The sequence below is a fragment of the Candidatus Pelagibacter sp. HIMB1521 genome (assembly GCF_052047875.1).
In the GTDB taxonomy this organism is placed as follows: Bacteria; Pseudomonadota; Alphaproteobacteria; order Pelagibacterales; family Pelagibacteraceae; genus Pelagibacter.
Genome location: NZ_JBNAIZ010000003.1, coordinates 55,130 through 76,158, shown reverse-complemented (window position 1 = coordinate 76,158; position 21,029 = coordinate 55,130). Strand labels below are relative to the sequence as shown.

Sequence of the window (21,029 nt, the reverse complement as noted above, 5' to 3'; positions counted from 1 at the left end):
TTATCTTTCAGACCACTTAGGCATTGGGTGAATTAACTTAGCAGATGCCCATTTTAATGGAGCAACAACTTTGTTTTCACACTTACCAGCATCATCACACATTACTTGGAAAAGTACCATTGGCTTATCAACGTTCTGACCGCCAGGTGCAAATTTAATATTTCCATAGAATGTTTGCATGTTAGTAGCTGCAAGAGCATCTCTTACTTTCTTTTGATCAAAAGAATTGGCTCTTTCAAATGCATCTTTGAACACCAATAACGCAGCTGAAGACTCGGCAGATTGGTATGGTGGATCATATCCAAACTCTTTCTCAAAGTCTGCAGCATAGGTCATTCCATCTTTAAAGAAATCATCTTTATAAGTCAGAGATTTATGCCATTGAGAAGCACATAGTGCATACTGAGAATTAGCACCATGTTGTTTTGATAATTTCGCTGCATCACAGTGAGTCATAGCCAACATTGGAACATCAACCTTCATTTCAGCAATTTGTCTTACTGCAGTCAATGCACCTTTAGTATGACCTGATACAACTAAAACATCTGGTTTCATTTGTTTAACTTTAACCAAAGTTGCAGCCATATCATTTAACTCTTTAGGCAGTTTGTCATCGATGATGATTTCAGATCCAGTTCTTTCTGCGGCATCTAAAATACCTAATCTAACATCCTGTGAAAAAGCATCTTGTTCAAATGCTTGAGCAATTCTTACTGGTTTTCCACCATTTAGCTCAACTGCTGTTTCAATTGCTACATCAAGATATAAGTTTGCCGGAGCTAATACTGCAAATAGATATTTGTAACCTTTGGTAAACAAAGATCTAGAAGCACCATTCGCCTCTACCATTGGAACACCATATTTTTCAGTTACAGGTGCAATAGCTTTTGTAAGACCTGAACTGTATGGGCCAAGCATAAACTCAACACCATCTTGTGAAATTAATCTTTCTGCAAGCTGTGCAGCTCTCTTAGGGTTTGATTCATCATCGTAATAGATAATGTCAAACTTATAAGTTTTTCCACCAACTTTTACACCACCCATGCTATTAATTCTGTCAACGGCCATGTTATAACCATTTTGAGTATGAACACCATTTGATGAGTACTTACCAGTTAAGGAAATTGCAGCACCTAAAATAATTTTGTCACCAACTACTTTTGCAAAAGATGCAACAGAAGTTGAAAATAAAATTACTAATGCAGAAACAAAACTTAAAATTATTTTATTTAACTTCATTTTATTTCCCCTTTAATTAATTAATTAATGACTAATTAAATAAACAATTTTCACACAATGCAAGTAGGAATAAAGACTTAGTATGAGTTTAATACTGTTGTGTAATAACAATAATTCCAGCAATAATGACTAAAACACTCGCTGAAATTGTATTAATAGTTTTCGGATTTGCAGTAATCCATTTAATCAATTTTTGTGCAAGTATTGCATAACCAATCAGAGATAAAAAATCTAACACAATGTAAGTTGTAATTAAAATTATAAATTGACTTAAAAGATTAGAACTAAAATCAATAAATTGTGGAAATATAAAAGGAAAAAACATCCAAGCTTTAGGACTGGTTCCTGCAACTAAAAATCCATCTCTAAAAAAAGATAAATTACTTTTTGTGACTTCTTCCTTATCTTTTAAATTTTTTGGACGAGACTTATAAATATCATAAGCAAGATATAAAATGTAAAGAACTCCAATCCATTTAAAAATATTAAGAATTAATGAATTTTCTGAAAAAAAAGAACCTATTACAAAAATTACCAAAGTAGCTTGAATTAAATTTGCAGTAACATCTCCAAGCGCTGACCAAACACATTTCCCTACACCATAATTCATTGAGTAAGAAATTATAACTATTCTAGGAGTGCCAGGAGTAATGAATAAAAAAATGATAATCTGTAAATAAAGTATGAATTCTAAAGGAAGCATATTTTTAGAGAAGATAGTCCTTAAAAACCGGGAGCTAAAGATGGCTAAGAAGGACTACCTAAATCATAATATCAGAGGGTAAAAAAAATGCATTAAATTTTTTTTTCAAATATAAAGGATTTATGAAAAAAAAAGGCTACACCCCAGTAACTAAAGTTAAAAATCCTGAACCCAGTATTGATGACCCAGACTGGGTAATTTGGGCGGCATGGGCAGACAGAATTACTTTTGAGGAAATCGAGAAAAAAACAGGGAAGCGAGAATCTGATGTAATTAAAATTATGAGAAGATCTTTAAAACCATCATCATTTAGATTGTGGAGAAAAAGAGTAAATCAAAAAAGTATCAAACATAGAAAAAAATTTAAATATTCTAGAAAAGAAATCACTAGTAAAATTAAAAAAGGTGACTATCTATAAGTTATGAAAAAAATTACCATGTATACTGGCCCCCTATGTAACTATTGTGAGGCTGCAAAAAGATTATTAACAAGAAACAATGCTCCATATAATGAAATTGATATTTCAAAAGTTGAAGGTGCAATGGATGAAATGATTAAAAAAGCAAATGGAAAAAGAACAATTCCACAAATTTTTTTTGATGAGCAGCATATAGGTGGCTATGATGAAGTAAGGGCTCTAGAAAAAGAAAATAAACTTCAAGATTTGTTAAAAAATTAAAATTATTTTTAAGCTTTTGGTTTAAAAACTAAACAGACACCATTATTGCAATATCTTTTTCCAGTTGGCTCTGGACCGTCATCGAATATATGTCCATGGTGACCACCACATTTTTTACAATGATACTCTGTTCTTCCATAACCTAAATGATAATCTGTTTTTGTTTCAAAAACATCTGGTAAAGATTCATAAAAAGATGGCCAACCAGATCCACTTTCATATTTAGTATTTGAGTCAAATAACTTCTCACCACAATTTGCACAGTGAAAACTTCCTTCTCTTTTTTCATGATTAAGTTCACTTGATCCAGCAAGTTCTGTGCCTTCCTCAAATAAAATTAATTTCTGTTCAGCGGTTAGGTTAGGGTTAATTTTTTTTGTCATATTCAAATATACTTAGCACAAGTTTGATGCAACAAAGAGTGCAATTCTACTAATTTTTCAAAATCTTTATTGTATCCTCCTCCTAAAACTCCACAAAAAGGTATTCTTTTTGAATAAAAATTTTCTATTACAAGCTCATCTCTAAACTTTACACCTTGATCGGAAATTTTTAATTTTCCTAATCGATCATTAAAATGAATGTCTACTCCTGCGATATAAAATACAAAATCAAAATTTTCTTGATTTAACTCTGTTAAATAGTGCTTTAAAGTTTTGATGTAAGTATCATCCTCTGTGTTGTCTTCTAGCTCTACATCTAAATCACTAATAGATTTTTTTGCAGGATAATTAGTTTTTGAATGCATGCTAAATGTAAAAACGTTTCTATTTTCTTTAAAAATATCTGAATTGCCATTTCCTTGATGAACATCAAGATCTACAATTAAAATTCTATTGGCCAGACCCCTGTTAAGTAAATAATGAGCTGCAACTGCTACATCATTAAATACACAGTAACCAGCACCACCATTGTAATTAGCGTGGTGACTCCCTCCAGCCGTATTACAAGAAATTCCATAATTAATTGCAAGTTTTGATGCCAACACAGTACCCCCTGTTGCAACCAAAGATCTCTTAACAACACTATCTACCAAAGGAAAACCTATTTTTTTAACACCATCTTTATCTAAAGTTTTATTTTTGATATCACTTATATATTTTTCAGAGTGAGCAAACTTTAATGTTTCAGATGAGCATGGATAAGGTTTATGAAACTTTTTGACTACATTTTTTTTAATTAAATAATTTGCAAGTTCACTAAATTTATTTATTGGAAATTTATGATCATCTCCAATTTTTGCAAAATAATCTTCGTGATTTACAACTGGTAACTCCATGGTTACTCTAAAACTCTGATTGGCTTTCCATTAACACAAGCCTCTAATCCCTCGATCATTTGATTGTAAAAAATACTGTAATTTTCTGCTGTTACATATCCTATATGCGGAGTTAACAAAGCGTTAGGTAAAAATCTTAATTTATTATTTTCAGGCAGAGGTTCTTTTTCATAAACATCGATTCCAGCTCCAGCAATTACATTAGTTGATAATGCTATAATCAAATCATCTTCATTAACTATTGGACCTCTTGAGGTATTAATTAAAAAAGCTGTCTTCTTCATATTGTCTAACTCTTTTAATGTTATGCAATCTTTGTATCTCTCTCCACCTTGCACATGAATGGATAAAACATCTGAGTTCTTAATTAAATCATCTTTGCTACATGGCAAGACATCGAGCTCTTTGCATTTATCTAAACTTAAATTTTCACTCCAAGCCATAACTTGCATTCCAAAAGCTTTTCCAATTTTTGCAACTTCACTCCCTACTCTTCCCAATCCTATTAATCCTAATATTTTTCCTTTTAGCTCAACACCAATAGTAGTTTGCCAGTATCCTTGATACATATTATCAAACTCTTCTTTAAAATTTCTAGCTAAGCCAAGAATTAATGCCCAAGTTAATTCTGGTGTTGGATTGATATTAATATCTGTTCCACAAACTATAATTTTTCTTTTTTTAGCAGCCTCAAGATCTATAGATCTATTTCTTAATCCACTTGTGATAACAAATTTTAAATCACTTAAATTATCAATAAGATTTTTTGTAATTGGAGTTCTTTCCCTCATTATCAAAAGAGCCTCAAAATCAGCTAATTGTTCAATAGCGTCCGCTTCGTCTACAAAAGGTTCACTGAAAATTTTAAATTCATATTTTCCAGATAATTTTTCTAAATCAACAAATTGTTGAGCAACATTTTGGTAATCATCTAATATAGCTACTTTAAGCATTTTTAATTTTTTTGTTTGATAAAAATAGACCTAATATAATTAAAATAGACCCAATTAAATGAAAAAATAAAAATTTTTCATTAAAAAGTATAATTGCAAAAATTGTGCTGAATAATGGAATTAATGATAAAAAAATTCCTGCCCGATTAGCTCCAATTATCGCAACAGCACCAGCCCAACAATAGTAAGAGCCAATACTTGGAAACAAAGCAATATAAAATAAAATATAAAAAAAGTTACTATTTATCTCTACAACTTTATCTTGAATTATATCTATAAAAAATAGAGGTAAAAGAAATATTAGGCCAAAAGTGCATATGATTTGTACAAGGGCAAGTAGAGAAACATCAAAATTTCTTTTTCTTAAATATGCTGAATAAACTCCCCATGCAATTATCGCACCTATCATAAATAAATCTCCTTTATTAAAATTTAAAGAAAGCAAAATATTAAGATCCAATCTTGTGATAATAGCTAAAATACCTAATACAGAAATAAACAGGCCTGATAATTGAAAAATATTTGTTTTTTCAATTTTTAACAAAAAACAAACTAAAATTATTGTGACTGGTATTGCAGTATTAAAAAGAGATGCATTGATTACTTGGGTATGATTTAAAGCATTATAAGTAAATGAAGTAAATATACAAACACTGGTAAAGCCAAGGATAAAAAATAAAGATAAATTTTCTTTAATTTTATACTTTAATTTAAATATCTCCTGATAGGTAAAGGGAAATAAAATTATCCACACAAGACACCATCTTAAAAATGAAAGAGTATTTGGTGGTATGTTTTGCAAGTATGCAAACTTCGCAATTGTAAAATTGCCTGCCCAAAACAATGTTGCACAAACCAACATTAAATATGCTTTGGCGTTCTGACCCACTTAGCTAAATCTTAACGAACTATAAGGTTTTAAATCTAAGTTTGTATTTTCGTTCGCAATCATTCCTGAAACAATCTTTCCAGAAATTGGGCCTAAAGTCCATCCTAAATGATGATGTCCAAAACAATAATAAACATTTTTATAATTTTTTGATGGCCCCATGACAGGTAAAAAGTCTGGTAAAGTTGGTCTAAATCCTAACCACTCATCCTCATGCTCGGGTAAATCACCAAGCATATATTTTGCATTATTAATTAAATTTTTAACTCTAGATTTTGACAAAGGATTTTCCAATCCACCAAATTCAACTGTACCAACTACTCTTAATCCTTGTTCCATTGGTGTAATACCAAAACCACGGTTTGAAAATATTACTGGTCGGCTTAATAAATGATCACAGTTTTTAAAATGAACATGATATCCTCTTTCAGTATCTAGAGGAATTTGTTCATCTAAATTATCAGTCAATTTTTTAGAAAAAGCGCCACAAGCAATTACTGCTTTATCAAAAACATAACTTTGTGTTTCAGTTTTAAAAATAGGTTTTTCATCATCAAATTTTATATCTTTAATATTTACTTTGTTAAACTTTCCACCTTTTTGTAAAAATAGATCAAATAATTTTAAAAGGATTCTTTTTGGATTTCGAGCATGTCTTGCATAAGGATAGTAAACTCCAGCATGATAGAAAGGTTTAATATGGGGTTCTAAATCATGAATTTCAGCTTTATTAACTAGTTGCTGCTTTACTCCCAATTCATCTCTAACTCTAATTTCTAATTCCCTACTTTTTAAATCCTGATCATTCCAGATATAAAGTATTCCTTTGTTTTCCACTAATCCTTCAAGATCTATTTCATCAAATAATTCATCATACGCCGGTAGAGCTAAATCTAAAATTTGATGCATATTTTTTGCTGTGTGCATCATCTTAGTTTTTGTGGTGTTCATGATAAATTTTATGAACCATGGAATCATTTTTGGAACATAATTCCATTTTAAAGCTAGAGGACCTGTTGAACTTAATAACATAGCCGGAACATCCGCTAAGACATCAGTTCTATTTAAAGAAAGTGAAGCATAAGGCGAAAAATGTCCTGCATTTCCATACGATGCTGCTTGGCTTCCAGGATTATCTCTATCAAATATTGTTACATTAAATCCCTTTTTTTGAAGGAACAATGCATTTGAAACACCTTGGATACCTGCACCAACTATTCCTACCTTAATGTTCTTATTCATAAGGACTTTATACAATTAAAAAATTAAAGTTTCATAGTGACAAATTATGCTTAATTAAATTAAATATTTTAAGCAATCATCTGTTTGTGATTTATCTTGGCGCTAAGAACAATACCAAATCCGATCATAGTTGCTAACATAGAGGAACCTCCGTAGGACATTATCGGTAATGGAGAACCAACAATTGGCAATAAACCTAAGACCATTGAAAGATTTACAACAATGTAAATGAATATTGCAAAAGCAAATCCAAAACAGAATAACCTTGAAAAATTACTTCTTGAGATAGCACCTATTCTCAAAATTCTGATAATAATAATTGAATACAAAATTAATAATCCTACTGATCCTATAAATCCAAACTCTTCAGAAAATAAAGTGAATATAAAATCAGTATGTTTTTCAGGTAAAAAATCCAAATAACTTTGCGTGCCTTTTAAAAAACCTTTCCCCTCTAAGCCACCAGAACCTATTGCTATTTTTGACTGAATTATTTGATAACCAGCGCCCAATGGATCTCTATCAGGGTCTAAAAAAGTCAATATTCTCAATTTTTGATAAGGCTTTAAGAAAGAAATTACAAAAGGTAGTGATATTAAAAAAACTATAAAAGAATAAATAAAATATTTTATCTTAACGCCTCCCAGCCATAAAACAATTAGTCCACTTGATGCAATGAGAATTGAAGTTCCTAAATCTGGTTGTGAGAGCACCATAATAATTGGTATTAAAATTATAGTAATAACTGTCATGATACTTGTAACTGAGTTTACATTTTCAATTTTAACCCTGTGATAATATTTTGCTAAGCAAAGTATAATTGCTATTTTCATTAACTCGGATGGCTGTAAATTAAATAAATATAAATCCATCCATCTTCTTGAGCCTGATGATTTTATTCCAAAAAAAGAAACATAAATTAGTAGAAGAATTACAGCTATATAAAACAAGTATGATAAGTTGTGCCACCATCTAATATTAAAAAACGCAATTAAAATCATTAAAGGGAAAAAAACTACTATTTTACTAAAATGACTTTTTGTATGAAATAGAATTTCTCCTCCATCTGTTGAGTACATCACAAATAAACTTAATATTGAAAGTAAAAATATACTTATCAGTAAAATATAATCTAACTCTTTAACCTTTTGCCAGAAAGTAAGTTCGTTATTTAATCTATCGTGTTGAAACATCAAATTTCTATTTCCTCAAAATTTTTTTGTTTATTTCTTAGATCGTTTCTATCAATTATTAATTTGAACAATTCTTTTGCAATTGGTGCTGCAGTTTTACTTCCTGAGCCACCATGCTCAACTATAATACTTAATGCGTATCTTGGATTAATATACGGACCATAAGCAACGAATAATGCGTGATCTCGATCTTTATAAGGGATTTGCTCAATTTTAAGATCAAGTTCTCTTTCTCGCATACTAATTCTCTTAACCTGCGCAGTTCCAGTTTTGCCAGCAAATTGATATTTTGGATCGTCTATTCTAGATTTGTATGATGTGCCGTATAATTCATTAGTTGAACTAAACATGGCCTCTTGAACAATTTTTATATTTTTAGGATTCTCAAATAATTTTTTTTCTTCAGAAAATAAAGACCCTTCTTCAAATTTATTTTTAGCTTCTTCGAAAGAAACAGCATTATTATCAACTATTATTCTTGGTTTTATAGAGTAGCCTCCATTAGCAATCTGAGCTGTCATAAGGCATAATTGAAGTGGAGTTGTTTGAGTGTAACCTTGACCTATTCCAGTTATTAATGTTTCACCAAGAACCCAACCTTTTCCAAGATTATTTTTTTTCCATTTAGTGTTTGGAAATAAACCTGATTTTTCAAAATCAAAATAATCTCCTAACACTTTTTTACCAAGGCCAAATTTTTCAGCTGTAACATTTAATCGATCTACTCCTAGTAATCTTGCAACTTCATAAAAATAGGTATCACATGATTGTTTCATTGCATTTTTTAAACTTACAAATCCATGACCTTTTTCTTTCCAACAGTGAAAAGTCTGTCCATAGAGTTCCATCTTACCAGTGCATTTAACTTTAAAATTTGGACTAACAATTTTATTTTCTAAAGCAGATAAAGCTACAATTGGTTTTATTGTAGATCCTGGAGAATAAAGTCCTGCAAGTGTCTTATTTACCAGTGGTTTTAATGGATTATTTCTAATTAATGCCCAATCATCATTGCTTATACCAAATAAAAATTTGTTTGGGTCATAAGAAGGAGAAGAGTACATTGCGATGATATCGCCAGTATAAATATCCATTACACTTATAGATCCAGCACGATCATTTAAAAGTTTTCCACAAGCTTTTTGAACTTCAGTATCAACAGTTAATCTTACTCTTAAACCTTGTTTTCCTTTTTGATGCTCAAGTTGATTAATTCTCTTCCCATAAGCGTTTACTTCATATCTTTGAATTGCGTTTGTACCAATTAAGTAATTCTCTAAAGTCTTTTCTAAACCTAATTTTCCAATTTTCATTCCTGGTACAAATCTTTCTTGAACTGTTTCATTAGCAAGAATTTCTTCTTCATTAGGTTGGCTAACATATCCTAGAATATGAGTATAAGTTTCGCTAAAAGGGTAATTTCTTGAAATGGTCATAACTGGTTTAACACCAACTAAGTCATATAAATAATTATTTATTTTTAAAAAATCACTCCAAGATAAGTTTTCAGAAACAATAATACTTTCCCAAGGTTTTAATTTATTTTTTGATTTTACAATTTTTTCTATTTTTTTATCACTCAGGTTAAGTAGAGTTTTTAATCGAGTTAACAAATAATTGAAGTTTTCAACTTGTTCAGGAATTATATGAAGTTGATATACTTTTAAATTTCCGGCTATGACATTGCCAAAATAATCCACTATATCACCTCTTATTGGTGGCAACTTCCACTCTCTAATTCTATTTTTATCTGAAAGAGTAAGATATTTTTTATTTTCGTTAACTTGCAGAGAAAAAAGTCTAGCTATAATTCCTGTAAAAATAATTACTTTTGCAGCACCAATAATAAACATCCGTCTATTAATTACGTCTGTTTTTCTAATACCTGAATTACCTCTAATCATTTTGTTTATTTGAAATTTTGCTATTTAAAATGTTAAATAAAATAAAAAATAATGGGTAAAATAGAAAAGTAAAACCAGAGTTTATTAAGTAGTCCATATAATCTACCTGATATAAAAATACTAAGTCTAAAATTATTACTTGAATTGAATTGATAAGCAAAACAGCAATAATAAATGAAAGCCAATCATTTATAAATTTTGGACTTAGTGTAATTTGTCTAATATATGAGGTAATGGCACAGATTAGTAAGTAACAAAAACTACTTATTCCAATTGGAATACCAATTACTACGTCGTTAATAATTCCTGCTAAGAAAATTGAGAAATATCCTAGGTAATCTGGATTTCTTAAAGTCCAAAAAAAGATTAAAATGAAAATGAAGTTGAATGAAAAATAATCTAACTTTAAATAATTTAAGTCAAATTCATTAAACACTGAAAAAAACAAAAGAATAATCGGTAAATAAGCGAGGAATGATCTAAAAAATGTACTTTTATTCAATGAAGCCATTATTGACCCTCCCCTATTTTAAATTCTACAATCTTTACAAAACTTAATTGTCCAAAATCAGAAAAAAAACTTAGTTGCTCTGAACTATTTGTTATTTTACCAACTGGAATACCTGGTTTAAAAATACCAGCAAGACCAGAGGTGTACACAACAGCCTCATTTTCAATCTGATTTTCTTTGTACTCATCTTTGGTATATTCAATTATTCCATGATCCTTACCAGTTCCAGAGGCTACAGCTTGTAGAAATGGGGGCTGAATTACTACTGGTATTTTGCTATTTAAATCTGACAAAAGTAGAGCTCTTGAATTTGAATAATTTACCTCAATAATCTGACCGACCAAATAATTTCGATCCATTACTGTCATTCCCATCTTTACATTATCTTTGGTCCCTCTATTCAAGACTATTGATTTTAAATATGGACTTTCTCTATCAATTAAAACTCTTGCAAATATATCTTCTGAACTTATGCTTTCATCAATCAATTCTCTAAGTCTTTTATTTTCAGCAGTTAAAATAGTATTTAATAATTTAATCTCATCCGTATTCTCTATTTTAATTAATTGGTTTTGATGATTTTTATAAAAATCAAGGTGTGATTTAATTTTAAATATTACCTCTTCAATTTTATTTTCTGGTACAGATACAACATAAGAAGATCTATATATTACTTCGTTAATTCCTAATTTAACAAGTTGAATTGGTTTAAAATTAAAATTACTTAAAATTATTATAAAAACAGATAAAATAATTAAGCTTATAAGCGAGAACTTTTGTTGATCTTTCTTTTTTAAAAAAACTGATCTTAAGGCAATTACAAAGTCGTCTCTGCCTTTTACCATCTTTTAATATTCAGATAACATAGTAGAAAAAGTTTCTTCCTGATCCAAAGCTTTACCAGTTCCAACTGCAACACAAGACAATGGATCATCAGCAACATGTACTGGTAAACCTGTTTCCTTTGAGAATCTTTTATCAATATTTTTTAATAAAGCTCCACCACCTGTTAAAGTAAGACCCATATCTACTAGGTCGGCGGATAATTCTGGAGGAGTATTTTCCAAAGCATCTTTTATTGCACTAACCATTTCTTTCAATATATCATTTAGTGCCTCAGCAGTATCTTCTTCGGTAATATTTACTTCTTTAGGAGTGCCTGATCTTAAATCTCTACCTTTTACTGGATAAGTGTTAGTTCCTGTTGGAACAGCTGTACCCATTTCCTTTTTAATTTTTTCAGCAGTAGTATCTCCAATGAGTAAATTGTATTCTTTTCTCATGTAATTTACTATTGCTGTATCCATAGCATCACCAGCAACCCTTAAAGATTTAGAATAAACCAATCCACCTAGTGACATGACTGCTATCTCACTGGTACCACCACCTATATCAACAACCATTGACCCTGTAGCTTCAGAAATTGGAAGTCCGGCTCCAATAGCTGCAGCAATTGGTTCTTCAATTAATTGGACTCTTCTTGCTCCCGCAGCTAATGCGCTGTCTTGAATTGCTTTTCTTTCAACTGGTGTTGAACCAGTTGGAACACAAATTAAAATTCTAGGATTAGCGAAATTACTTCCTTTATGAACTTTTTTTATAAAGTGTTTGATCATCTCTTCTGTAACTATAAAGTCTGCTATAACACCATCTCTTAAAGGTCTGATAGCACTAATATTCCCAGGTGTTCTTCCAAGCATTGTTTTGGCTTCATCTCCAACAGCTAAAACATTTTTCTTTCCGCCTTGATCAACAATCGCAACAACCGAAGGTTCATTAAGAACAACACCTTTTCCTTTTAATACTACTAGTGTATTTGCTGTTCCAAGATCAATCGCCATATCTTGGCTCCATACTTTTTTAACGCTATCGAATAATCCCATTATATTCCCCTTACCTTTTGACTTTCTTGCTCCATTGGAGCTGTTTTATCTCGTTTAATTATCATTTTATTTAAAGCATTTATGTAAGCATTTGCAGAAGCAACTAAAGTATCAGTATCTGCTGCTTGACCTACAGTAGTTTTTCCATTTTCCTCAATTTTTACACTAACAGTTGCTTGAGCATCAGTACCTTCGGTTACAGCATGCACTTGATAAAGCTGTAAATTTACATCATGAGGATAAAGAGTTTTGATACATTTAAATATTGCATCAACTGGTCCATCCCCAGTTTCTGTAGCTTGTTTTACATCTCCATATACATCTAAAGTCATTTCTGCTTTTTGAGGTTCTCCTGTACCAGCAAACACTTTTAATGATTTTAAATTAATTGCGCTTACTTTATTATCAACAATTAAACTATCATCGACTAATGCTATAATATCTTCATCATAAACATGTTTTTTCTTATCAGCTAAAACCTTAAACTTTGCAAATGCATTTCCTACTACATCGTCTGTTAAATCTGGATAACCCAAACTGTTTAATTTATCTTTAAAAGCATGACGTCCAGAATGTTTACCCATTACTAATGAGGTTTGTTTAACTCCAACACTCTCTGGGGTCATAATTTCATAAGTCTGTCTATTTTTTAACATTCCATCTTGATGAATGCCTGCCTCATGGGCAAATGCATTTTTTCCAACAATTGCTTTGTTATATTGGACTGGAAATCCAGTTGCATTTGAAACTATCTTTGATGCTTTGCTTAATAAAGTTGTGTTGATTCCAGTTTCATAAGGCATCAAGTCTGGTCTTGTCTTAATTGCCATAACAACTTCTTCTAATGCAGCATTTCCTGCTCTCTCACCTAAACCATTTATAGTACATTCAATTTGTCTTGCTCCTGCTTGAACACCAGCTAAAGAATTAGCTACTGCTAAACCTAAATCATTGTGGCAATGAGTAGATAAAATTGCTTTATCAATGTTAGGGACTTTGTTTAAAAGTGTTTGAATGATTGTTGTGAATTCAGATGGTATCGTATAACCCACAGTATCAGGGATATTAATTGTTGTTGCTCCATTTTTAATTGCAAGCTCAACTGTTTTACACATATAATCCATATCAGTTCTTGTCCCATCTTCACATGACCACTCAACATCATCAGTGAATTTTCTTGCATAAGAAACGTGTTTACCAATTGACTCATAAACATCTTCAGGTGACATATTTAATTTATGCTTCATATGTAATGGACTTGTAGAAATAAAAGTATGTATTCTAAATCTAGGAGCATGCTTTAGTGCTTCATAAGCTCTATCAATATCTTTTACTGAATGTCTAGATAATCCTGCTGGTATAGAATTTTTTAAAATCTTACTAACTTCAGAAACTGCCTCAAAATCTCCTGGTGATGCTATAGGAAAACCCGCTTCGATAATATCAATTCCCAGTTCATCAAATACTCGAGCAATCTGAATTTTTTCTTCCAAACTCATTGATGCGCCAGGTGATTGCTCACCATCACGCATAGTTGTATCAAATATAAAGACTCTATCTTTGTCGCTCATAATAAAAATTTTTGGAAAATCTATAATACAATCTATAAGAGAGATTGCAAAATAATTAGTATAAATAGCTAAATTTTTTCGTCCATTTTAGGTGATACAAAAATTAATTATAAATAGACTCAATTTTAGGCATCAAGTGTAAAAGTTCCTTTGTGTATTCATGGCTAGGGTTCAAAAATAAATCTTCAGTATTTGAAACTTCACATAACTTGCCATCTTTTAGAACTGCAATTCTATCACACATTTGTCTTACAACCGGTAAGTCATGGCTAATAAATAAAATAGTCAAATTTAATTGCTCTTGAAGATCTTTTAACAAATTTAATATTTGTGCTTGAATGCTGACGTCTAATGCAGATGTGGGTTCATCACAAACTAAGAGTCTTGGTTGAGTTGCTAAAGCCCTCGCAATCGAAATTCTTTGTCTTTGACCACCAGAAAATTCATGTGGATATCTATCTGCTGATTTTTGTGTCATTTCAACAGAGTCTAATAAATCGTAGACATAATTATTTAGATCTGAGTTAGATATAGAAGGATTGTGAAGTGTAATAGGCTCAGTGATTATATCTTTTACTTTCAATCTACCATTTAGTGATGAATAGGGATCTTGAAATATCATTTGTATTTGTTTTCTAAATTTCATCAGTTCTGATCTATTTTTTATTTTTGTAATACAAGTTTTGTCAAAAAATATATCTCCTGAGGAAGGTTTAAATAAATTAACAATCATTTTTGCAATAGTTGATTTTCCACTACCACTCTCCCCTACTAATCCAAATGACTCACCTTCTTTTATTTCAAATGAAACATTATTTACAGCTAATACAGAATTTTTAGAATTTTCTGTAAAAAAATTATCATCAAAACTTTTATTAAGATTTTTAACTTGTACCAAATCTTGGTTGGTAATTTTTTTTTTAGTCCATCTATTCAATATTTTAATATTATTTTCTTTATTTTTGTTTTCTTTTTCTACTATTACAAATCTTGAAATTTTCTTGTTAGTAGGTGGAACAGAACTTACAAGACTTTTGGTATAACTTTGTTGAGGAGTTGTTAAAATTTTTTTTGTCTCACCAATTTCAACTAAATTTCCACTTTTCATTACAGCTACACGATTAGCTGTTTCAGCTATTACACCCATATCATGAGTAATTAAAATCACAGCTAGGTTTCTTTCTTTTGTTAGTTTTTTAATTAAATCTAAAATCTGTGATTGAATGGAAACATCTAGAGCAGTAGTAGGTTCATCAGCAATTAATAATTCTGGTTCACAACATAAGGCCAAAGAAATAACTACTCTTTGTCTCATTCCTCCTGAAAACTGATGAGGATAGTCATTAAATCTTTTTTCAGCATCCTTAATTCCAACTTCCTTTAAAAGATTGATAGATTTACTTTTTGCTTCCTCTTTGCTTAAATTTAGATGAGTTTGTATAGTTTCAATTAATTGATCACCAACTGTTAATATTGGATTTAAAGACGTTTGTGGATCTTGGAATATTAATCCAATTTTATTGCCTCTATATTTAACTATACTTTCTGAATTTTCATGAATATTTAAATCTCCCAATATTACTGAGCCACTTGAAACCTTTCCTGGCTCATCAATTAAATTAATTATAGCATTTCCAACAGTGCTTTTTCCAGAACCAGACTCTCCAACCAATCCTAAAATTTCACCTTTATTTACCTCAATATTAACGCTTTTGGCTGCGTAAACAGTCTCTTTACGTATTTTATAATCAACACTTAAATTATTTATTTTCAAAAAACTCATTTTTTTAATTTAGGATTTAAAGTATCCCTCATCCAATCTCCTAATAAATTAATGGAAAAAGCTAAAATCACCAAAAAAATTGCTGGGAAAAAAGTAATCCACCATTCTCCCGAAAATAAAAAATCATTGCCTAATCTTATTAATGTACCTAAAGAAGGAGTTGTTGGAGGAACTCCAACACCCAAAAAACTTAAAGTCGACTCTGCCAAGATAGCAAGAGCTAGACCAATTGTACCGATAACCAAAACAGGTCTCATAATATTTGGTAAAATATGTTTAAACATAATTACTATATTTGAAACACCAATTATCGTTGAGGCAGAAACATAGTCTTTATTTTTTTCCACCAAAGTTGCTGCCCTAGATACTCTTGCAAACTGTGGCCATTCGGAAATTCCAATAGCAAAAATCAAAACATATATCGCCATTTCATCATGCATTTCTCTTGAAATTAATCCTCTTGCTATTCCATCAACTAAGAGTGCCATCAATATACTTGGTACAGTCAACTGAACATCTGTAAGCCTCATTACTACCATTTCATATTTGCCACCAAAATATCCAGCTGTTAATCCTAAACCAACACCAAGAACTAGACTAAATATAATTGCAGCAAAACCAACAATAAGAGATATTCTACATCCATATAAAATGGTTGATAACATATCTCTTCCTTGACCATCTGTTCCTAGAATAAATTGTGCTAAACCATCTTCTGTCCAAGACGGTGGTGTAAATGCATCCATCAAAGATAAAGATGATGGATCAAAAGGAGTGTAAGGTGTTAAAAATTCAATAAAAAAAGAACAGAAAAAAATAATAAATAAAATTGCTGAAGATATAATTGCTGTCGGAGATTTTATGAAGCTATGATAGATATCACTATCCTTAATTCTTTCCCATCTTGTTAAATTTAAATTATTATCCACTTGCGGTATCTCCTTTAACTCTAATCCTTGGATCAATAAAATAATACAGAATATCAACTATAAAATTTATCATCACAAAAACAAATGCAATGAAAACTAAATAAGCCGACATAATTGGTATATCTACAAACTGAACAGCTTGAATAAACAAGAAACCCATTCCAGGCCATTGAAAAACGGTTTCAGTTATAATTGAAAACGCAATTAAAGTTCCAATATTAATTCCAGCAATTGTTATTACAGGTATCAAACCATTTTTTAACGCATGTTTGTATTTAATACTGTCTTCACTAATTCCACGTGCTCGGGCAAATTTTATATAATCAGTTTGTAAAATTTCCATCATTTCAGCTCTTACTAGTCTGATGATATATGTCATTTGAAAAAGACTTAATGTAACTGATGGAAGAATTATCGCTTTAAGACCTGAAACTGTTAAAAAGCCTGTTGTCCAAAATCCTATATCAACAACTTCTCCTCTACCAAACGAGGGAAGCACTCCTAGAATTACAGCAAATAAGTAAATAAATAATATCCCAATTACAAATGTAGGGAGTGACACTCCAAGCAATGAAATTGCTAAAACAAAGTCACTTAAAAAACCCTTTCTATTTATACCTGTATAAACTCCTAAAAGAGTTCCTGTCACTAATGCTATCAAAGCAGAAATTACAACAAGTTCAATAGTAGCTGGTAATCTCTCAACAATCAGTTCAGACACGGGTCTTCTTAATTGATAAGAAATACCAAACTCTCCTTTAGACGCATTGATTACAAATCTTGAAAATTGAACATGAATTGGGTCCATTAAACCCAATGTTTCTCTTAATTCAGCTCTTTCTTCATCTGAAGTTTCTTCTCCAACCATGTTGTTTATTGGGTCTCCAACAAAATTGAACAAGGAAAAAGAGACAAAGGCAACAACTAGCATTACCAAAGCTGATTGAAATAATCTTTTAAAAAAATACTTTATCAATTTATGAGGATTTTAAATTTACAAGCCCCTTATAAACTTAAGGGGCTTATAATAATTTTAATTTAATTTACGCTAGCAGCTCTGAATAATGGTTCGTTATTAGGTCTGATAGGAACGTTCACGTTACTTTTAGATGCCCAAGAAATTACTTGGTGGTGTAAAGGAAGATAAGCAATATCATCTTTTACAATTTTCCAAGCATTTGCAATTGCAGCGTTTCTTTTATCTAAATCAACTTCACCTTCCATAACTCTAATTGCAGCATCTACATCAGGGTTACTGAAGTTAACTTTGTTCCAACTAGCACCAGTTTCATATAAATAATGAAATACGTAATGACTGTCTAAAGTTGGTACACCCCATCCAAGCATATAAAAATCACCTTGGTCATCTTTTAGCTCTTTGAAGTGTTTACTTTTTGTTTGAGCAAACAAGTTAACATTAACTCCAATTTTACCCAACATACCAACAACAGCTGTACAAATTGCTTCATCATTTACATATCTGTCGTTAGGACATCTTAATTCAACATCAAACCCGTTAGGATAACCTGCGCTAGCTAAAAGTTTTTTTGCAGCATCAACATCATAAGGTAATCTTTTATCAAGTTCTGCTGTGTAACCATTTACACCTGGGAATGTAATTATTCCAGCTGGCTCACTTAGACCTCTCATTACTTTTTTCTTGATAGCCTCAATGTCAATTGCTTGATAAAGTGCTTGTCTAACTTCTTTTTTCTTGAAAGGATTATCACCAGTATTTCCAGTTCTTAATTTATCTGCTGCTTGATCCATTCCTAAAAAGATTGTTCTCATCTGCGGTGTGCTTACAACTTGATGTACTGAAGAAGAACCAATTCTTTTTAAATCTTGAACAGGTGCATCAGTCACTAAATCAATCTCACCAGATAGTAAGGCAGCTACTCTTGTTGCAGCGTTTTTAATTGGAAGTAACTCAATTTGCTTTATGCCATCATCTTCCATATCACCCCACCAATGCTTATTTCTTTTAAACACTGTTTTTGTATTTGGTTCTCTTAAAGTAATTTTAAAAGGACCAGTTCCTAAAGCGTTAGTCGCTGAAAAAGTTTCTTGTCCAGCATCCCAATTTTGTGGAGACATTGCAAAATTTTTCTCAGACCAAGCTCTAGACATTATAAATATGTTTGATAATTGATTTAAAAGTATAGGGTTTGGTTTATTTGTTGTGATTTTAACAGCATATTCACCAACTGCTGTCACATCAGATATCGTGCTGATATATTCTTTAAAATCAGATGTTCTTTGTTTGGCTCTTAATATACTAAATACAACATCAGCTGAAGTCATTTTAGAACCATCTGAAAACTTTACATCTTCTCTTAAATTAAAGATCCAAGTATTAGGATCTTTTGCTGTCCATTTTCTTGCTAACGCTGGTTCAATTTTCATGTCTACTGCTCTTTGAACAAGAGCTTCATAAACTTGTCTAGATACCTGAGTAGTCGGACCTTCGTTTTGTGCGTGTGGATCTAGTGTAAGACTGTCTCCTTGCATTGACCATTTGATAGTTTTTGCCCATGCTGAAGAAAATCCAAATACTAGAACTAATGATAGTAATATTCTTACTAAATTTTTAGCCTTCATAATTAACCTCTTTTTTAAATTTATAAAAAAATTATAAGTGAAAAAAAAAGATTATTACAGATATAAAATTCAATTAATAATTAACTTTTATCGCTATCTACTAATTTTTTCTTACTTATCCAAGGCATCATGGCTCTTAGCTCTGCTCCAACTTTTTCTACAGAATGTTCAGCCAATTTTGCTCTAGTTGCTAAGAAGTTTTTTTGACCAGTTTTGCACTCATCCATCCACTCTTTAGTAAATTTACCTGATTGAATATCTGCCAAAACTTCTTTCATTCTTTTCTTTGTTTCTTCCTTATTGATAATTCTTGGACCAGATTGATACTCACCATATTCAGCAGTATTTGAAATTGAATAATTCATATTTGCAATTCCACCTTCATAGATTAAATCAACAATTAATTTAACTTCATGAACTGTTTCAAAATATGCCATCTCTGGTTCATACCCGGCTTCAACTAAAGTTTCATATCCATTTTTAATTAGTTCAACTAAACCCCCACATAAAACAGTTTGTTCACCAAATAAATCTGTTTCAACTTCGTCTTTGAAAGTAGTTTCAATAATACCTGATCTTCCCCCACCTACTGCTGAAGCGTAGGAAAGAGCTAGATCTCTTGCTTTACCAGATCCATCCTGATGAACTGCAAACAAACATGGAACTCCACCACCTTTTTCATATTCACTTCTTACTAAATGACCAGGTCCTTTTGGAGCAACCATAAATACATCTAAATCTTTTCTTGCTTTAATTAAGTCATAGTGAACATTTAAACCATGGGCAAAAGCAATACTTGTTCCTTCTCTTACTCTTTGTTCAATATGATTTTTATAAATTTCAGCTTGTAATTCGTCTGGAGTTAATATCATAACAACATCTGCCCAAGCAGCTGCATCAGATAAATTCATCACTTTTAAACCTTTTGACTCAGCTTTAGCAACACTTGATGACCCCTCTCTTAAAGCAACAACAATTTCTTTAACTCCGCTATCCTTTAGGTTAAGTGCATGAGCGTGACCTTGGCTTCCATAACCAAAAATCGCAATTTTTTTATTTTTAATTAAATCTACATCTGCATCTTTTTCATAAAACATTTTCATAATTTATCTCCTATTAATTAGTTAAAAATTTTTGCACCTCTTGTCATTGCAACAGCCCCTGTTCTTGAAGTGCTTATAAGTCCCAAGGGTTTTAATTTTTTGCTCATTTTATCAATCTCTCTTCTAAGTGCTGTTATTTGAATAACTGCTGATGATTTTGTTTCATCCAATACTACTGGGTTAAATTTTTTACAAGCATTTAAACATTTTTCAATTTTATTTTTTTTACCTACAATTTTAAATAGAGCCATCTCTTTAAAAATAACGTCTTTATCGTCTCTTTTAAATTCAGCAACTTTGTGTACAGGAACTAATTTGGTTAATTGCAGTCTAATCTGGTCAATAACCTGAGGTGTTCCAGTTGTTACAATTGTTATTCTAGATATGTTTTTGATAGCATCAATTTCCGCTACTGCCAAAGACTCAATATTATAACCCCTACCAGAAAACAGCCCAACCACTCTTGCAAGAACACCCGCTTCATTATCTACCCAAACAACAAATATATAAGTATCTGATTTTTGTTTTATAGATGGAGAGCTGTAAGCTGACTTTGATTTTGGCAT

21 protein-coding genes are annotated in these 21,029 nt (G+C 31.0%); 2 read left to right on the top strand and 19 right to left on the bottom strand.

What is annotated here, in order from left to right; translation table 11 throughout:
• Entirely contained in the window at positions 1-1,239 is a 1,239-nt protein-coding gene (locus ACTTA5_RS01750; protein ID WP_075506247.1) for an amino acid ABC transporter substrate-binding protein, read from the bottom strand.
• A gap of 88 nt (positions 1,240-1,327) precedes the next feature.
• Positions 1,328-1,942, bottom strand: coding sequence for a LysE family translocator (locus ACTTA5_RS01745; RefSeq protein ID WP_075506248.1), 615 nt, complete (start codon positions 1,940-1,942; stop codon positions 1,328-1,330).
• A gap of 122 nt (positions 1,943-2,064) precedes the next feature.
• On the opposite strand from ACTTA5_RS01745, the gene ACTTA5_RS01740 reads away from it, so the two are divergent.
• Positions 2,065-2,361, top strand: a complete 297-nt coding sequence (locus tag ACTTA5_RS01740; RefSeq protein WP_440647433.1) for a TIGR03643 family protein — start codon at positions 2,065-2,067, stop codon at positions 2,359-2,361.
• Between the two features lie 3 nt (positions 2,362-2,364).
• Positions 2,365-2,622: a glutaredoxin 3 gene (grxC, locus tag ACTTA5_RS01735; protein WP_075506250.1), complete on the top strand. Its 258-nt coding sequence runs from the start codon at positions 2,365-2,367 to the stop codon at positions 2,620-2,622.
• A gap of 8 nt (positions 2,623-2,630) precedes the next feature.
• Here grxC and msrB read toward each other — a convergent pair whose 3' ends face one another.
• The 17 genes from msrB to ilvN form a co-directional block, all read right to left on the bottom strand.
• Positions 2,631-3,005 carry a peptide-methionine (R)-S-oxide reductase MsrB gene (msrB, locus tag ACTTA5_RS01730; protein ID WP_075506251.1) on the bottom strand — a complete coding sequence of 125 codons (375 nt, stop codon included), beginning with the start codon at positions 3,003-3,005 and terminating at the stop codon, positions 2,631-2,633.
• A gap of 2 nt (positions 3,006-3,007) precedes the next feature.
• Positions 3,008-3,901: a histone deacetylase family protein gene (locus tag ACTTA5_RS01725; RefSeq protein ID WP_440618104.1), complete on the bottom strand. Its 894-nt coding sequence runs from the start codon at positions 3,899-3,901 to the stop codon at positions 3,008-3,010.
• A 2-nt stretch (positions 3,902-3,903) separates the two neighbouring features.
• Positions 3,904-4,854, bottom strand: coding sequence for a D-2-hydroxyacid dehydrogenase family protein (locus ACTTA5_RS01720; protein ID WP_440618103.1), 951 nt, complete (start codon positions 4,852-4,854; stop codon positions 3,904-3,906).
• The gene (locus ACTTA5_RS01715; RefSeq protein WP_440647431.1) at positions 4,847-5,716 is read right to left on the bottom strand and encodes a DMT family transporter; all 870 of its coding nucleotides are present in this window, start codon (positions 5,714-5,716) and stop codon (positions 4,847-4,849) included. The genes ACTTA5_RS01720 and ACTTA5_RS01715 overlap by 8 nt, the downstream gene beginning before the upstream one ends.
• Positions 5,717-5,743: 27 nt before the next feature.
• Positions 5,744-6,985, bottom strand: a complete 1,242-nt coding sequence (locus tag ACTTA5_RS01710; protein ID WP_440647429.1) for an NAD(P)/FAD-dependent oxidoreductase — start codon at positions 6,983-6,985, stop codon at positions 5,744-5,746.
• A 68-nt stretch (positions 6,986-7,053) separates the two neighbouring features.
• Complete coding sequence (rodA, locus tag ACTTA5_RS01705; RefSeq protein ID WP_440618100.1) at positions 7,054-8,178, bottom strand: rod shape-determining protein RodA; 1,125 nt, start codon at positions 8,176-8,178, stop codon at positions 7,054-7,056.
• On the bottom strand, positions 8,178-10,082 hold the full coding sequence (gene mrdA / locus ACTTA5_RS01700) for a penicillin-binding protein 2 (RefSeq protein WP_440647427.1): 1,905 nt from the start codon (positions 10,080-10,082) through the stop codon (positions 8,178-8,180). Before mrdA ends, rodA begins: the two co-directional genes overlap by 1 nt.
• A complete protein-coding gene (gene mreD / locus ACTTA5_RS01695; RefSeq protein WP_440647425.1) occupies positions 10,075-10,593 on the bottom strand; it encodes a rod shape-determining protein MreD in 519 nt (172 codons plus the stop codon). Before mreD ends, mrdA begins: the two co-directional genes overlap by 8 nt.
• On the bottom strand, positions 10,593-11,438 hold the full coding sequence (gene mreC, locus ACTTA5_RS01690) for a rod shape-determining protein MreC (RefSeq protein ID WP_440647423.1): 846 nt from the start codon (positions 11,436-11,438) through the stop codon (positions 10,593-10,595). Before mreC ends, mreD begins: the two co-directional genes overlap by 1 nt.
• Before the next feature lie 3 nt (positions 11,439-11,441).
• On the bottom strand, positions 11,442-12,476 hold the full coding sequence (locus ACTTA5_RS01685) for a rod shape-determining protein (protein WP_440647421.1): 1,035 nt from the start codon (positions 12,474-12,476) through the stop codon (positions 11,442-11,444).
• Positions 12,476-14,047, bottom strand: a complete 1,572-nt coding sequence (locus ACTTA5_RS01680) for a 2-isopropylmalate synthase (protein ID WP_440647419.1) — start codon at positions 14,045-14,047, stop codon at positions 12,476-12,478. The genes ACTTA5_RS01685 and ACTTA5_RS01680 overlap by 1 nt, the downstream gene beginning before the upstream one ends.
• A gap of 103 nt (positions 14,048-14,150) precedes the next feature.
• A complete protein-coding gene (locus ACTTA5_RS01675) occupies positions 14,151-15,830 on the bottom strand; it encodes a dipeptide ABC transporter ATP-binding protein (protein ID WP_440647417.1) in 1,680 nt (559 codons plus the stop codon).
• Positions 15,827-16,759, bottom strand: a complete 933-nt coding sequence (locus tag ACTTA5_RS01670) for an ABC transporter permease (protein ID WP_425321972.1) — start codon at positions 16,757-16,759, stop codon at positions 15,827-15,829. Before ACTTA5_RS01670 ends, ACTTA5_RS01675 begins: the two co-directional genes overlap by 4 nt.
• Positions 16,752-17,735, bottom strand: a complete 984-nt coding sequence (locus ACTTA5_RS01665; RefSeq protein WP_440614024.1) for an ABC transporter permease — start codon at positions 17,733-17,735, stop codon at positions 16,752-16,754. The genes ACTTA5_RS01670 and ACTTA5_RS01665 overlap by 8 nt, the downstream gene beginning before the upstream one ends.
• 62 nt (positions 17,736-17,797) lie before the next feature.
• Positions 17,798-19,360 carry an ABC transporter substrate-binding protein gene (locus ACTTA5_RS01660; protein WP_440647415.1) on the bottom strand — a complete coding sequence of 521 codons (1,563 nt, stop codon included), beginning with the start codon at positions 19,358-19,360 and terminating at the stop codon, positions 17,798-17,800.
• An 80-nt stretch (positions 19,361-19,440) separates the two neighbouring features.
• Entirely contained in the window at positions 19,441-20,463 is a 1,023-nt protein-coding gene (ilvC, locus tag ACTTA5_RS01655) for a ketol-acid reductoisomerase (protein ID WP_075506263.1), read from the bottom strand.
• Between the two features lie 17 nt (positions 20,464-20,480).
• A complete protein-coding gene (gene ilvN / locus ACTTA5_RS01650) occupies positions 20,481-21,029 on the bottom strand; it encodes an acetolactate synthase small subunit (protein WP_262590315.1) in 549 nt (182 codons plus the stop codon).